This window comes from Antrihabitans stalagmiti, from assembly GCF_016482825.1.
Taxonomy (GTDB): Bacteria; Actinomycetota; Actinomycetes; order Mycobacteriales; family Mycobacteriaceae; genus Antrihabitans; species Antrihabitans stalagmiti.
In genome coordinates this window covers 680,626-695,669 of record NZ_JAEMNV010000002.1, presented here as the reverse complement: position 1 = coordinate 695,669, position 15,044 = coordinate 680,626, and the positions used below count along the sequence as shown (strand labels likewise).

Here is a 15,044-nt window from a genome sequence, read left to right as displayed (position 1 = left end):
CAGCGAGGAACGTGGGTGAGCGATCGTGCGCAAAGAGAGGGTTGCCCGCCAGGGTCGGCGTCGCGAGAAAGTCGCGATGGCGCCGCAATTGATCTCCGCCGCAGTCGAAGTCGATCCGGCGGCAACTGCTGTGGTGTGCGACACGGAGTCGTTGACCTACGCCGATCTCGACGTGACGTCGTCACGGCTTGCCCGCGTCCTCATCGCACGCGGAGCAGGTCCTGGCGACTCCGTCGCTGTCGCGTTGCCACGATCCGTCGCCTCGATCAGCGCACTGTGGGCGGTTGCCAAGTCGGGAGCGGCCTACGTTCCGGTCGATCCGTCCTATCCAACCCAGCGGATCGGTTTCCTTGTCGCCGATTCCGCCGCGAGCGTCGGCATCACGATCGCTGCCGTTCGACCGTCGCTGCCCGACACCGTGGAGTGGTTCGTGCTGGACGACGAACACTCGCGACGTGAACTCGCCGAGCAGCCGTCACATCCTGTCAGCTACTCGGATCGAATCAGAACCTTGCAGGTGGCGCATCCTGCCTACGTCATCTACACGTCGGGTTCGACGGGCACGCCGAAAGGTGTGGTCGTTACGCACTCGGGTCTGCAGAACCTGACCGACGAGTTGCGGACGAGGACGGGCGTGACCGCTGCTTCGCGCGTACTGCATTTCGCGTCGCCGAGTTTCGATGCTTCGATTCTGGAATGGCTGCTTGTGCTCGGTGCGGGAGCCACGATGGTCGTTGCGGGGCCAAACGTGCTCGGGGGTCCGGACCTGGCGGAACTGCTGCGCGAGGAGCGCGTGACCCACGCGTTCCTCACTCCCGCGGCGCTGGCTTCGCTGAACCCGGCCGGGTTGGATGATTTGGCAGTGGTCGTTGTCGGCGGTGACGTATGTCCGCCTGCGTTGGTTCGATCCTGGGCACGCCCGGTCGGCTCCGGCGTAGTTCGGCAGTTCTTCAATGCCTACGGACCGACGGAGGGAACTGTGGCGTGCAACATCAGCGCGCCGCTCGTCGCGGGTGCCGAGGTCTCCGTCGGTGGGCCGATTCATGGTGTGCGGCAGTACGTGTTGGACGCCAAGCTGCGGCCTGTGCCGTTCGGCGCGGTCGGCGAGTTGTACCTCGCCGGTAGTGGTGTGGCACGTGGGTACCACATGAGGTCGGCGTTGACGGCTTCCCGGTTCGTAGCCGATCCGTACGGTGATCCTGGCGCCCGCCTGTATCGAACCGGTGATCTCGTGCGGCGCGACGACGACGGCGTTCTGTCTTTCGTCGCGCGCAACGACGCGCAGGTGAAGTTGCGTGGCTTCCGAATCGAAACAGGCGAGATCGATGCCGCGATCTCGACTTTCCCGGCTGTGGCAATGTCGGCAACTATTGTGCGACAAGATGATTCGACTGCGGCGCACTTGGCGTCGTACCTGATCGCTGCGTCGAACGCGACGCCGAACCTCGACGAGTTGCGTCGCTACCTAACCGAGCGGCTACCGAGTCAGCTGATTCCAACCACGTTTGTTCTGCTCGCCGAATTTCCGCTCACCGCAGCCGGCAAGATCGATCGAGCCGCTCTGCCCGACCCCGTCAGGCCGGTCTGCGAATACCGATTGCCGAGTACGCCGACCGAGCAGGTCGTCGCGGAGGTGTTCGCCGACGTGCTTGGTGTCGCGCGGGTAGGAGCCGACGACAACTTCTTCGCACTCGGTGGCGATTCACTTACCGCGGTGAAGGTGGTTGCCCGTCTCGGAGCGAGGATGGGCATTCGAATTCTGGTCCCGACGTTGTTCGATGCGCCGACGGTCGCCGGATTTGCAGCCGCGGCACTGGCGCAATCCGCTGGTGCAGATCTGTTGTCGGACAACGAAACACGGAGTCCTTCGGCATTGTCGATCGCGCAGCAGCGGTCTTGGTTCTCCAACCAGTTCGACACCGCGTCGGCGATCGACGACATTCCGCTTGCCGTAAGCCTGAGCGGTCGACTCGATGTGTCCGCGTTGGCAGAGGCAGCGCAGGCTGTCGTCGAACGACACGAATCGCTGCGGACGTACTACCCGACCGGCTATGACGGGCCCTATCCGGTGGTGCTTGCCGCGGCCCGAGCGTTTCCCGAACTCGAGGTCGAAAGCGTTGCTGCACCGGACCTCCTCCGGCGCTTTCTCGATCTCGCCCTCACGGGTTTCGACATCGCGTCTCAAGTTCCGTTGCGTGCGAGGCTGTTTCGAATCGAACCGGCCTCCGATGCGGGTGCCGGTGTGGCAGCCGAACCGTCGGAGTACGTGCTCGGTTTCGTCGCACACCACATCGTCGCCGACGAACTTTCGATGCGCGGCCTCACAGCAGAGCTGGCGGTTGCCTATGCCGAGCGTGCCGCAGGACCGCAGCCGACCTGGCGACCACTGGACCTCAGCGACACCGCATATGCGCAGTGGAACCAGGATCCCGCAGCAAACCTGATCGGCAACGACGATCTGGCACAGCACATTCCGTTGGCGCCCGCGCAGGAAAGGATGTGGCACGACGTCCTCGGCAGTCGGAACGGCGACTGGAACATGAAGGCGGCATTCGAGATCGTCGAAGAGATCGACATCGAGCACCTCGAAGCTGCCGTACTCGACGTGCTGGAGCGCCACGAGCCGTTGCGTACGCGGTACCCGTCGACGGACTACGGACCTGCGCAGGTTGTCGACCCGATGTCCGACGTCGTTGTGGATCTGGAGACAGTGCGGACGTCGGCGGTCGCGCTCGACAGTGCGATCGAGTCGTTCGTCCATCGGGGGTTCGATGTGTCGATCGAGCTTCCACTGCGGCTTCGGCTGTTCGAGATCGGGCCGCATCGCACCGTCCTCGTCATCGTGCTGCATCACATCTCGGGAGACGCACTTTCGTTCGGACCGCTGCTTCGAGACATGCTCGTGGCCTACGACTCTCGCCGCAACGGTGTTGCGCCGACATGGCCAGCGCTGCCGCTTCGCTACCGCGATTACGTCATGGACAAACGCGCCGAACTCGGGGACGAGCGGGACGCGAACAGTCCTGCCGGCGCTGCACTGCGGTACTGGCTCGCGACACTCGCGGACCGCCCAGCTCGGCTGGATCTTCCCACGGATCGACCGGTCGGGACGGTGCGGTGCACGGCAGGCGCGACGATCCCGTTCGCACTGGACGGCCTGCTGCACGCGCAGCTTCTCGACCTTGCCGAACAGCGCGGAATGAGCCTGTTCATGATTCTGCAGGCCGCGTTCGCGCTGGTCGTCGGTGCCTTCGGGGAAAGCGCCGATGTCACTGTCGCCACCTCGCTCGCCGGCCGCAGCGACGAGCGGCTCGACGGTCTCGTCGGCAATTTCTCCGACGACGTCCTGATGCGAATCCGGTTCGAGGACGCGGACTCCCTTGCGGAGTACCTGCGCGAGGTCCGCGAGGTAGTGTTCGGCGCTTTCGCCCATCCGGACACGTCCAACCCACGTTTGCTTCGCGCGTTGCGGGAGCACGGCGCATCAGCGTCCGAACCGCTGTTCCGCGCCACGCTGATTCTGCACACCATCGTTGCCGACGTGCACGTGGTCGACGGTGTGGTCGGCTTGGCGTCCTATCCCATCGCAGCGGTACGGGCCAAACACGATCTGGAGTTCGCCATCCGCGACCACTACACCGCGGATCGCCGTCCCGCCGGCGTGGAGGGTGCGCTCATCTATCCGACTGCCGTGTTCGATGCGGAGACCGTCGCGCGCGTCGTATCTCGATTCACTGTTCTGCTGGAGCGGATTGCCGCGGGCTTCCACGGGACCGTCGGTGATCTGCTGCGATCCTTTTCGGCGAGCGGCAGGGACGACAGGCTGAGCACGGTGCGCGATCGTCTTCGGACGGCATGAGCCGAAGGAGGATTCCGTCCAGCTACGATGCCTGGGTTCGAACAAGTACCAACGTGAGGTGGATTTCCTGATGCGACGTTCAGCGTCCCGTCGATCGTCGATGGCTGCGAAGCTCGCCCTGGTCGGCGCAGCGTTCGTGGTGCTTCCGTTCGTCGGGGTCCCCAGTGCCGCAGCCGATCCCATCATCGCGAACGGTGCACTCCTTGCGAACGTCACGTCCGCGAACGGCTCGTACGTGGAGAAGGTCGTCTTGCACGACAACCGCAACCTGTCGATCTATGTGCACTCCGCTTCGATGGACGAGACGTTCGAGGTCGAGGTGCAGCGCCCCGCGGACACAAGCGTTCCGCGCCCGACGCTGTACCTGCTGAACGGTGCAGGCGGCGGCGTCGACGCGGCATCCTGGAAGCTGCGCACGACGGTCGGTGAGTTTCTCGACGACAAAAACGTCAACACGGTGTCGCCTCGTGGCGGCGCGTGGAGTTACTACACCGACTGGAAGAGCCCCGACCCCGTCCTCGGCACCAACAAGTGGAAGACGTTCCTCACCCAGGAGTTGCCGCCCATTGTCGACGCGGGCTTGGGTACCGACGGCAACAACGCGATCGCGGGACTGTCCTCGTCTGGCACGTCGGTCCTCAACGTCGCGCAATCCTCACCGGGCCTGTACAAGAGTGTCGCGTCCTATAGCGGCTGCGCGCAGACCGCCGACCCGATCGGTCAGGAGTTCGTGAAGTTGACGGTCGAAACCTGGGGCGGCGGCAAGGTGAAGAACATGTACGGCGCCGACGACGATCCGATGTGGGCGGAGAACGATCCGTACATCCATGCGGAGAAGCTGCGTGGGACCGCGCTGTACATCTCGAACGGCAACGGGCTGCCTGGCATCCACGACCAACTCGGCGATTCGCACTCGCTGCCTGGCGTCGAGGGCCTTGCGAACCAGATCGTCATTGGTGGGATCATCGAAGCGGCGACGAACTACTGCTCGCACAACATGCAGAACAAGCTGAACCAGCTCGGCATCCCCGCGACGTTCAACTTCCGTAACTCGGGAACGCATTCCTGGGGTTACTGGGAGGACGACTTCAAGTCCTCCTGGCCTGTGATCGCAGGCCCGTTAGGTATCTGAACCGGCACCGAAAGCAAAACCGGCCCTCCGCTCACGTGAGCGGAGGGCCGGTTTGTTGCTGTCTTGCTACGGGCAGGGTGCGGCGTGTTTGTCCGCGTATCCCGGGTCGAGCGCTGTCTGAATCAGGTAGATCGGGCGGGGCAGCAACATCAGACCGCTGTGGCCGACCGGGCCTGGGCAACCGTCCTGTGCCCAGATGTTGCGGACATTGCCTCCGTCGGAAGCGAGGAACGAGCTTTCCGGCGGGGTGACGACGTCGTCGTCCTTCGCGGCAATGATCGTGTAGTTGATGCCGGGCATCGTTTCGCTCGTCGCGTTGAGGTCGTTGATGAGACGCGATCCGACGAGCTGCTGCCTGCCCGCGAGACCGAAGATGACCCAATTGATGACATCGGCGCTGAGGCCGGTCTGCGCGAGCACGTTGTAGAGCTGCTGCTGACCGTTGAACGTGGTGCCGTGGTTGGTCGGGCCGAGCGCTACCAGTGAGCCAACCTTGTTGCGGGCGGGATCGCTGGTATCGGCACCACCGCCGAACTTGAGATACTGGCGCGCCACTACGCCACCCTGCGAGTGTCCGACCAGGTCGACCTGGCCTGCGCCCGTGCGCGCGAGCACCGCGTCGACGAAGGTGGACAGTTCGTAGGCCGAGCGCTTGATGTCTGCGACACCCCAGATGATCTGCTTCGAGTTGTACCAGGTCGGTATGCCGCCGTAGTTGAGGGCGAAGACGCAGTACCCCTCCTCCTTCAAAGCAGGGGAGAGGACCGGGAACACCTGTTGCATGCTCGAACCGGTGCCGTGCACAAGCACGATCGGCCGGGGGTGTGCAGCAGTCGGTTTGCAATCCCAGTCGTTGCTACCTTCGGGCGGCGTGCCCATCAGGTCGTACCCGGGTACCGGTTCGCTGGTGCTGGATCCGGGAGTGGTGGGTTCCGCCGCGGCTGTCGGGGTTATAACTGCAGTTGCCGAGAGCGACACTGCCGCCGCTGCGGCCACGCAGAATAGTCGGGACAGCGTGGTCATTGTTTGGGCCTCCTGGAGCCGTGGGGCAGCGAGCCATCGCCCCCGAGCTCTGGATTTCTACCACTAGCGGTGCTGTTACTAGTGGTGCTCATGGTATCAAAGGTACGAAATGTAAAGAATTCGTTATGATAACGGTTCTTTTATTACAAAACGTTATGGACCTTCGTTCGCGGCCCGACTGTAGCCGCGAATAGCGGGGAGGGCAAAAATCGCCATAATCCCGACCGACCAGATAATGGTCTTCAGAAGTGGTTCCGCGACGGGTCCGCCGAAGGACAAACCCTTCATCGCGTCGATCGCGCAGGACATCGGCTGGTTCGCCACAGTGTCCTGCAACCACACCGGATAGGCGAAAACCGGTACGAAACCGGTGTTGAAGAACATCAGCAACGTCACGACGATCGAGACGATGTCCACCAACGGTGCCTTGGTCTTGACGGTGCCGAGAGTGGTGACGAACATCGCAAAGGCCATGCCGAAGATGACGGGGATGGTGAGCAGCGCAAGGGCAGCGACCGGACCCTGATGGAAACGAAAGCCGAGCACGACGCCGACGGTGATAATGACAACCGTCGTGATGGTCATGCGGATGGCTTCGGCGAGCATTCGGCCGATCAACCCGGACGCGCGGTGAATCGGCAGGGTCGCGAATCGCGCCAGCAGGCCCGACGACGCCTCGGCATGCAACCCGATCGCGCTGACCAGCGACCCCGTCATGGCCGCGATGAGCGTGATCATCGCCGTCGTACCGAACACGCTCGGCGCACCGTTGCGTGTTGCGTTGGTGATCTGCTCGCCGAGCACCACCCAGAACATCAGCAAGGTGAGGGCGGGGTACAGGATCGCCTGGACCGTCGTCGTGCTGTCACGCAGCCACATGAACAGCAACCGCTTGCAGTGGATGAGGCTGTGCCGCAGCAATGCGGCGAACGAGTTCTCGGCAAGCCGCTGGTGAACAGCGGGGAAGCGCACCTTCCGCGTTGCGGAGGTAGCTGTTGACATCGGTGTGGACGTTCCGGTCGTTCGGGTCTCGGTCATTCGCGTCTCGTCCCTGCCCAGAGGCCGAGCGGTACGAGTATCGCCGCCAAGGCCCCGAGCCACAGTAGTGCGGGCAACGCCACCTCGGCCGTCACTCCGCCTGCGGCAAGGTCACGTAGAACGTAGGCGAAATGTGTGATCGGCTGGTTGCGGACGAACGGCTCGATCCAGTCCGGAAACCTGTCGACCGGCGTGAAGCCGGACGACAGCATGCCGAGGATGAGATACGGCAACGTGATTGCCTGGCTCACCGCGGCGGGGCTCTTCGTCAACGTGCCGAGCGCATCCGCGCCGAGCGAAAGCACGATGCTGACTCCGAGCGCGAACGCGCAGAACAGCGCGCCCTGCGCCACGTCGTTGAACCGGAAGCCGATCCAATAGCCGTAACCGATCGAGGCACCGAGTGCGACGGACGATCTGACGAACCCACTGACGATGCGCGCGCCGATCATTGCGAGCGGTGCGACAGGCATCGTTTGGATCCGAGCAGTCAGACCGGTCATCGCCTCGGCAGCGGACCGCTGTGCGGTCGACATCGCGGTGAAGCCCATCGACTGCAGCACGATGATCGGCATGACGTACTGCGCGTAGTCGATACCCCCGAGCGACATGACGAACTTCAACGGCAGATAGAAGCTGAGGGTGAAGATCAGCGGAATGATGACCGCGATCAACAACTCGCCCTTGAAGAGCATCATCTTCAGCACGCGGGCGGTGAGCGTCCACCATTGCGACAGGCCGGTAGGTTTCGGACGGTGAGTGAGGTCGTCGCTCCAGATGGACGCCGACGCGAGTGTGGACGCCGTCACGAGTGGGTGCCCGCGTGGCCGGTGATCGACAGGAACACGTCGTCGAGCGAGGGGCGGCGAAGAGCGATGTCGGCGAGTGAAATGCCCGCGGCATCGAGTCTGCGCAGCGCTTCCGACAGGGTGTTTGCGCCGTCGGGAGCGGGGATCGACAGGCGATCCGACCCGTTCAGTTCGGCTCGAACCGTCGCGGGGACGAGTTCACCGAGTGCATCTGCTGCCGCGCCGACCTGCAGGGGATCGAGCGGGACGACCTCGCAGTAGGACCCGCCTGTGCGGGACTTCAACTGATCGGCGGTGCCTTCGGCGATGACGGTGCCCTTGTCGATGACGATGATGTTGTCGCTGAGCTGATCGGCTTCTTCCAGATACTGCGTGGTCAGCAGCACAGTGATGCCCTGCTCCTTCAGTGCGGTGACCAATGCCCACACACCCTGGCGACTACGCGGGTCCAGCCCGGTGGTCGGCTCGTCCAAGAAGACGACCTCGGGCCGAACGACGAGTCCGCACGCAAGATCGACGCGGCGACGCATGCCACCCGAGTAGTCGTGTACCGATCGTCGGCCGGCTTCGACGAGGTCGAATTCTTCGAGCAGATCGTCGGCGCGTTTGCGCGCCGCGCTCTTGCGTAGGCCCATGAGCCTGCCGAAGAGTTCGAGATTCTCGCGCCCGGACAGGTTCTCGTCGAGCGCGGCGTATTGGCCGGTCATCATGATCGAACGTCGCACGGCAGGCGCATCGGAGGTGACGTCGAATCCTGCGACGGTTGCACTGCCGGAATCGGGCCGCATCAGAGTCGACAAAATTTTGACCGTCGTCGTCTTGCCCGCGCCGTTGGGGCCGAGAATTCCCAGCACCTGACCGCGCGCGGCCGAGAAGCTGATGCCGTTGAGGGCAGAGACGTTCCCGAACGACTTGTATACGGAGTCGACGACGACCGCAGCATCCTGCAAGTAGGGCATCAACTCTCCACTGTCGGCCGATCTCGGGTGAATGGCGAGAGCCTCCCGTGTGCGCGGTGTGCTCACGTCGCGAGGCTTCGTCGCTCGATGCTACCCGGCGTCAATCCCACATTCCGGTGGTCTCCAGGTGTGCGACCAATCGTTGCGCGCCGTCGTCGAAATGCGAACGGGTTTCAGCGCCCACCGCGACCGCGTCGCCCGCGGTGATCGCCGCGAGTAGTCGTGTGTGACTCGCGACCGCTTCGACACCCCATTCGGGCGTTGCCGAGTAGAAGCGTGCCGGGGTGTATCTCGTCGCGCTGAGCAGGAACCAGGACAACTTGGACGCATTCGCGACCAGATTCAACTTGCGGTGGAAGGTGAACTCGAGCGTCTCGATTCGTTCGACGTCGCCGTCGGAGACTGCTCGTGCCAGTTGGTTGTTGATCTTCGTCAACTCGGCAATGGTTTCGGGGTCGGTTCGTCCGGTCGCTCGCACGGCCAGTTTCTGCGCGATCTCGCTTTGCAGCCAGAAGAGATCGGTGATGTCGGTGCGATCGAGCGGTGCAACGACATATCCCCTGTGCGGGACCAGTTCGACGAGTCCTTCGCCGCGCAGCGTCAGCAGTGCTTCGCGTACGGGAGTGACGCTGACGCCGAGTTCGGCCGCCGTCTCGTCGAGTCTGACGAAGTCGCCGGGTCGGATCGTCCCGGACATGATGAGGCCGCGAACGTGCGACGCGACGTCGTCGGAGAGTTGCGGACGCCGTCGTAACGCTCCGAGTCCTCGCGACGAAGACGGTACCGAGGCTGACATCGGTTTCTCCTTCGCTGAATTCGATTGGCGAACAAACGTTTTGCGTCGGTCGGGCATGATGGAGGTAGCGCGAAACCTTGGCGAGAGTCGAGAGCGCCACTAGTGTTGAACAGAGCAATCATTACATCACATCACATATATTTGATGTGATCGCCAGGGAGGGAGCCCATGACGGATTCGGCGCAGAATTCCCCGCCCCAGACAGCACCGACAGCGACAGCGACGTCGCCTACGGAGACCGAGCAGACGAAGACCGAGCAGACGAAAGCCACGCCGAACGGCGTCGAGCATCGGTCGCTCGTTCTGACGTCCTACGACCCGCGCACGAGCGAACTGCTCGGCGACTACGCGATGATGGGCGCCGACGAGGTCACCCGGACGATTCGGGAAGCCAAGTCGGCGCAGAGGTGGTGGGCGGGCCTCGGCTCGGCCGGACGCAAGCGCTGGTTGCTCGACTGGAAGAAGGCGATCGCCAAGCGCGCAGCCGATCTCGTCGAAGTTGTCGTTCAGGAAACCGGCAAGCCGCACGACGACGCCTGGCTCGAGGTGATGCTCGCCGTCGAGCACCTCGATTGGGCCGCAAAGAACGCGGGCAAGGTGCTCGACCGCCACAAGGTTCGCTCCGGTCTCGTTGCGATCAATCAGGCCAGCTCGGTCGGCTACGAGCCTCTCGGCGTTGTCGGTGTGATCGGGCCGTGGAACTACCCGGTCTACACGCCGATGGGATCGATCGCCTACGCGCTCGCGGCCGGAAACGCGGTGGTGTTCAAGCCGAGCGAGCTCACTCCGGGAACCGGAACCTGGCTTGCCGAAACGTGGCGCACGCTCGCGCCGAACCAGCCTGTCTTTCAAGTGGTTACGGGCGACGCCGACACCGGCGCAGCGCTGTGCCGATCACGCGTCGACAAGGTCGCCTTCACCGGATCGGCCGCCACGGCGCGCAAGGTCCTTGCAATCTGTGCGGAGTCGCTGACCCCTGCCGTCATCGAGGGCGGTGGCAAGGACGCCATGATCGTCGGCGCCGACGCCAAATTGGACGACGCCGCCGAGGCTGCCGTATTCGGCGGCATGGGCAACGCGGGTCAGACCTGCGTGGGAGTCGAGCGCGTGTACGCCGTCGAGACGGTTTTCGACGATTTCGTCGCATTGGTCGAGAAGAAGGCCCGCAAACTGAAGCCAGGTGCGGACCGTGGCGCGGCGTACGGCCCGATGACTCGCGAAGCGCAGGTCGAGGTGGTTCGCAATCACGTCCGCGACGCTCTCGACAAAGGCGGAACGGCGGTGGTCGGGGGCTTGGACTCGATACGTGAGCCCTACATCCAGCCGATAGTGCTCGTCGACGTTCCCGAAGACAGCATTGCCGTCACCGAGGAAACGTTCGGTCCGGTGCTCGTCATCAACAGGGTGCGTGATCTGTCGGAGGCGATCGCACGGGCGAACGCAACGTCCTACGCGCTGGGTGCCTCGGTGTTCACCCGTGATACCCGGACCGGTCAGTGGGTCGCCGAACGGCTGCGAGCCGGTGTGGTCACGATCAACTCCGTACTCGGCTTCGCCGGTGTTGCAGCGCTTCCGTTCGGTGGTGTCGGCGATTCCGGTTTCGGGCGTATTCACGGCGCCGACGGGTTGCGGGAGTTCTCGCGGGTCAAATCGATTGCCAGGCAGAAGCGTCGCGCGCCGCTGCACCTGTTGACGATGGACCGCAAAGCACGGCATCTGCGATTGTCGAAGTGGGTGTTCAAGACACGGCATGCTCGGTAACGCTGTTGACTGATTGCCAATAATCTCTTCGGCGGCATAGCCTTGGGCGGCCGATCCAGCAGAGGAGCTCACGTGCCGGAGTCGAACGGACTCGTATACAACCGCCGGGGTACCGGTGCACCGCTTGTTCTCGTGCACGGCCTCGGCAGCCGCAAAGAGGTGTGGAACCCCATCGCGCCCGCACTCGCCGAACGCCGCGACGTGATCGCCGTCGATCTACCCGGATTCGGGTCGTCCGCGGTGGACGGTCCGGGCGGGGTGTATCGATACGTCGATCGAGTCGCGAACTTCATCGACGACCTCGGTCTGGAGAAGCCGGAAGTCGCAGGCAACTCCATGGGTGGTGCCATCGCGCTGGAACTGGGTCGCCGTGGGGTTGTCAGCAAGGTGACTGCCGTGTCGCCGATCGGGTTCTGGACCAAGGCCGAACGGATCTGGTGCCAACAGGCCCTTTCGAAGACGCGCGCGCTCGGCAAGCTCGCACCGCTGCAGCTTTCTCGCGTGGTTCACACCCGCGCAGGCGGCAACATGCTGCGGCTCACCTACGGCAAGCCGCACCTCGTCGCCGAACAACAGAAGCAGGGCGACCTCGAAGGTCTGCTGCTGGCAACGGGATTCGACGATGCAGCGGCGTCGTTTGCGGGTTACGACTTCGAGCGTGGCAACGAACTCGACGACGTTGCGGTGACCGTTGCGTGGGGGACTCGCGACGCGCTGCTCTTCTACCGAACGCAAGCCGCGCGTGCCAGGGCGGCGTTGCCGAAGGCCTCCCACGTCGTACTGCGCGGATCAGGGCATGTTCCGTTCGCGGACGATCCGGCGGGATGTGTCGACGCGATCCTCGGCTGACACTCGACGAGCTCAGGTGTGCCGGCCGTGCCGGAAGCCGATGATCTTGCGGATCATCGACACCGTCGATGCCTTCCGCGAGAACGACAGCAGTTCCATTCCTGGTATCGCGAATCGCTGACGAGCGATCGAATGTGAACGAGTGAACTCGCGCATTCCCTCTTCGCCGTGGATCCGGCCGATACCCGATTCGCCGACGCCACCGAACGGCAACGTCGAGATGGCTCCGAATGCCAACACCGAGTTGACCGAGGTCGCGCCGACCCGAAGTTTGCGCGCGATCTCCATTCCGTTCTTACGTGAGTAGACAGTCGAGGCGAGCGCGTAGGCAGAATCGTTGGCGAGTTCGATCGCTTCGTCGATGCTCTTGCACGACCGGACCGTGACGGTCGGCCCGAACGTCTCCTCGGCAACGGCGAGCGAGTCCTCGGGCACGTCGACGAGGACGACCGGTTCGATGTAGGAGCCCTTGATCGAATCGAGTCCACCGACGATCGCGCGACCACCCTTGTCGAGTGCGTCGGCGATGTGGCGTCGAACGACCTCGATCTGGCTCGGCATCGTCATGGGTCCGTACGCGGCCTTGGCGTCGGATCCCGGCTTGATGTTGCGAAGATTCTTCGCGAGCTTCTCGACGAAGGCGTCGTACACACTCTCGACGACATAGATCCGCTCGGTGCCCGCACACGTCTGGCCGCTGTTCGACGCAACCGACCAGGCGATGGCGTCCGCTGCTGCCGTCAGGTCGGCGTCGTCGGCGACGATCGCTGCGTCCTTACCGCCGCATTCGAGTAGGACAGGGGTCAGGTTCGCTGCGGCGGCGGCCATGATGCGTTTGCCGGTCGCGGTCGATCCGGTGAAGGCAATCTTGTCGACCCCGGAGGTCACCAGCGCCGCACCGGTCTCGCCGTAGCCGTTGACTACCGACAGAATGCCAAGTGGCAGTTCGGGATTGGCTTCGGCAAAGGCGTCCGCGTAGAAGTGGCCGATAGAGACCGTGTACTCGCTCGGCTTGAACACGATCGCGTTACCCGCCGCGAGCGCATAGGCGATCGACCCGTTCGGCGTGTAGACGGGATAGTTCCATGGTCCGATGACGCCGACGACGCCGAGCGGACGTTGCTCGATGACCGCTTCGCAGTTCGCCATGAACAATCCCGGCGAGACCTTCTTCGGCGACAACGTTTTCTTGGCGTTCTTCGCGGCCCAGTCGATGTGTTCGAGGACGAGCACCAACTCGAGATAGGCGTCCTCGGCTGGCTTACCGTTTTCGCGGAGCACCAGTTCGCACAGCTCGTCGGCATGGTTGCTCAGATACGACGCCCAACGCAGCAACGCCCGCTTCCGGCCTTCGAAGTCGAGTTCCCGCCAGACGCTTGCGGCGACACGGGCGCGCGACACCGCAGCGGCGACGCCTTCGCTGTCGTGGATCGGCCATTCGGCTATGACGGCACCCGTCGCGGGGTCGATCGATTCGAGGATCGCGGGCCGGCTCGTCCGAGGTGGTGCGACTGGTGCTGAGGTCATCGTGTTCCTTACGTTTTCGTCGGTGTCGGTGTCAGAGCGTTGGTGTTGCTGCGTCGTCGGGATGTGCATCGCTTGCGGGTGCGCCTGCTCGCAGCACGGTCTTCATCAACGTCGCGACGCGTGCACGGCTCTGCGGGGAGTTGTCGAAGCGGATCAACCTGCCGACATCGAGCACGAGTCCGAGTGCAGCGTGCACGCGGAAGCGGGCAGCAACCGTGCCGAGGCCGGGGAACTGCGCCGTCAGCAGGTGCACCCATTCTTCGATGTGCTGGCTCTGTAGGGCACGAAGGTCGCTGCGTTCGCGGGCAGGCAGGTTGCCGAATTCTGCGAAGTAGACGGAGATCAGCGCTGGATTGACGAAGGCGAGGCGCACGTAACGAGTGACCAGATTGTCCATGGCCGCTGCTGGATCGGCTGCTTCGCCGAGGGCGTCCGAGGTCGCAACGGCGAGACGTTCGCTTGCGCGGTAGAACACCGCGGCGAGAATCTCGGCCTTGCCTGCGAAGTAGCGGTACACGCTCGACGCGGTGATGCCTGCAACGACGCCGATCTCCTCGATCGTCGCCTCGTGATACCCGCGTTTGTCGAAGATCTCGAGGGCGGCCGCAATCAGCGACTCGCGTTTCGCTGCGACTGCAAGACCGCCATCGTGTCGGGTCGAGGCCGCGAGTTCGGTTGGTGCAGTAGGGAGTTCGCATTCGAGCACCGAGCGTGCCAGGCCGTCGATCAGCGCTTCGGTGCGGCCGGCGCTCAGTGCGATGCGGTGCACGGTGATGCTCGCGATGACGCTGAGGGTTGCGGCCGCAAGCATGGCGATGTCGCTCTCGGGCAGCCGGGGCCGCAGTTCGTGCAGCGGACGCGCCACCCGCTGGTTCACCTCGTCCCACAGCACGCGAAATCGTTCACGATCGTGGTCGTCGAGGTAGCGCGATTCCCACCGGTAGATACCGCCGGACCGTCGGTTGTCGATCGTCACGGCAACAATTTCGTGCACGGTGGCCGCGAGTCGATCGCGCGCGTCGGGCAGGTGTTGCGGCGCCTCGGTGACGGCGAGCAGGCGGTCGACGATGGCATCCGCAGTCGCGACGAAGAGTGCGTACTTGTTCGGAAAATGCCGGTAGAGAGCTGGTCCCGAAATGCCGATCTCGGCGGCTATCTCGTCCACTCCGACCGCGTGATACCCGCGTTCGCCGAACGCGTTGGCTGCAACTCTGACGATCTGCGCCTTGCGGTCGCGAGGGCGCCGCCTTACCGGAGTTGTCGTCGTCGCACGATCGGTCGTCATCTGCCG

11 protein-coding genes are annotated in these 15,044 nt (G+C 63.9%); 4 read left to right on the top strand and 7 right to left on the bottom strand.

Going from position 1 to position 15,044, the window contains the following annotated elements; translation table 11 throughout:
- Positions 1 to 25: 25 nt before the first annotated feature.
- Complete coding sequence (locus tag JGU71_RS07535; RefSeq protein WP_199703387.1) at positions 26 to 3,859, top strand: non-ribosomal peptide synthetase; 3,834 nt, start codon at positions 26 to 28, stop codon at positions 3,857 to 3,859.
- Positions 3,860 to 3,929: 70 nt separating this feature from the next.
- A complete protein-coding gene (locus tag JGU71_RS07530) occupies positions 3,930 to 4,991 on the top strand; it encodes an alpha/beta hydrolase (RefSeq protein WP_372433123.1) in 1,062 nt (353 codons plus the stop codon).
- Between the two features lie 66 nt (positions 4,992 to 5,057).
- On the opposite strand, the gene JGU71_RS07525 is transcribed toward JGU71_RS07530, so the two are convergent.
- The 5 genes from JGU71_RS07525 to JGU71_RS07505 form a co-directional block, all read right to left on the bottom strand.
- The gene (locus tag JGU71_RS07525) at positions 5,058 to 6,014 is read right to left on the bottom strand and encodes an esterase/lipase family protein (RefSeq protein ID WP_199703386.1); all 957 of its coding nucleotides are present in this window, start codon (positions 6,012 to 6,014) and stop codon (positions 5,058 to 5,060) included.
- Between the two features lie 153 nt (positions 6,015 to 6,167).
- A complete protein-coding gene (locus JGU71_RS07520) occupies positions 6,168 to 7,016 on the bottom strand; it encodes an ABC transporter permease (protein ID WP_199703385.1) in 849 nt (282 codons plus the stop codon).
- 32 nt (positions 7,017 to 7,048) lie between these two features.
- Positions 7,049 to 7,861, bottom strand: a complete 813-nt coding sequence (locus JGU71_RS07515; RefSeq protein WP_199703384.1) for an ABC transporter permease — start codon at positions 7,859 to 7,861, stop codon at positions 7,049 to 7,051.
- Positions 7,858 to 8,820, bottom strand: coding sequence for an ATP-binding cassette domain-containing protein (locus tag JGU71_RS07510; protein ID WP_199703632.1), 963 nt, complete (start codon positions 8,818 to 8,820; stop codon positions 7,858 to 7,860). Before JGU71_RS07510 ends, JGU71_RS07515 begins: the two co-directional genes overlap by 4 nt.
- Before the next feature lie 100 nt (positions 8,821 to 8,920).
- Positions 8,921 to 9,616 carry a GntR family transcriptional regulator gene (locus JGU71_RS07505; RefSeq protein WP_199703383.1) on the bottom strand — a complete coding sequence of 232 codons (696 nt, stop codon included), beginning with the start codon at positions 9,614 to 9,616 and terminating at the stop codon, positions 8,921 to 8,923.
- 168 nt (positions 9,617 to 9,784) lie between these two features.
- Here JGU71_RS07505 and JGU71_RS07500 point away from each other — a divergent pair, with 168 nt between their 5' ends.
- Together JGU71_RS07500 and JGU71_RS07495 are read left to right on the top strand one after the other, a co-directional pair.
- Positions 9,785 to 11,377 (top strand): aldehyde dehydrogenase family protein, encoded by a 1,593-nt coding sequence (locus tag JGU71_RS07500; protein ID WP_199703382.1) that lies wholly within the window; start codon positions 9,785 to 9,787, stop codon positions 11,375 to 11,377.
- 72 nt (positions 11,378 to 11,449) lie between these two features.
- On the top strand, positions 11,450 to 12,226 hold the full coding sequence (locus tag JGU71_RS07495; protein WP_199703381.1) for an alpha/beta fold hydrolase: 777 nt from the start codon (positions 11,450 to 11,452) through the stop codon (positions 12,224 to 12,226).
- A 12-nt stretch (positions 12,227 to 12,238) separates the two neighbouring features.
- Here JGU71_RS07495 and JGU71_RS07490 read toward each other — a convergent pair whose 3' ends face one another.
- Positions 12,239 to 13,753 carry an aldehyde dehydrogenase family protein gene (locus JGU71_RS07490; protein WP_199703380.1) on the bottom strand — a complete coding sequence of 505 codons (1,515 nt, stop codon included), beginning with the start codon at positions 13,751 to 13,753 and terminating at the stop codon, positions 12,239 to 12,241.
- A 31-nt stretch (positions 13,754 to 13,784) separates the two neighbouring features.
- Positions 13,785 to 15,038 (bottom strand): TetR/AcrR family transcriptional regulator, encoded by a 1,254-nt coding sequence (locus tag JGU71_RS07485; RefSeq protein WP_199703379.1) that lies wholly within the window; start codon positions 15,036 to 15,038, stop codon positions 13,785 to 13,787.
- Between the last annotated feature and the right edge of the window lie 6 nt (positions 15,039 to 15,044).

Bases quoted from the DNA above. Each gene is read 5' to 3' on its own strand.
- JGU71_RS07530 (WP_372433123.1), top strand. From the start codon at position 3,930: ATGCGACGTTCAGCGTCCCGTCGATCGTCGATGGCTGCGAAGCTCGCC.
- JGU71_RS07525 (WP_199703386.1), bottom strand. From the start codon at position 6,014: ATGACCACGCTGTCCCGACTATTCTGCGTGGCCGCAGCGGCGGCAGTG.
- JGU71_RS07520 (WP_199703385.1), bottom strand. From the start codon at position 7,016: ATGTCAACAGCTACCTCCGCAACGCGGAAGGTGCGCTTCCCCGCTGTT.
- JGU71_RS07510 (WP_199703632.1), bottom strand. From the start codon at position 8,820: ATGCCCTACTTGCAGGATGCTGCGGTCGTCGTCGACTCCGTATACAAG.
- JGU71_RS07505 (WP_199703383.1), bottom strand. From the start codon at position 9,616: ATGTCAGCCTCGGTACCGTCTTCGTCGCGAGGACTCGGAGCGTTACGA.
- JGU71_RS07500 (WP_199703382.1), top strand. From the start codon at position 9,785: ATGACGGATTCGGCGCAGAATTCCCCGCCCCAGACAGCACCGACAGCG.
- JGU71_RS07490 (WP_199703380.1), bottom strand. From the start codon at position 13,753: ATGACCTCAGCACCAGTCGCACCACCTCGGACGAGCCGGCCCGCGATC.
- JGU71_RS07485 (WP_199703379.1), bottom strand. From the start codon at position 15,038: ATGACGACCGATCGTGCGACGACGACAACTCCGGTAAGGCGGCGCCCT.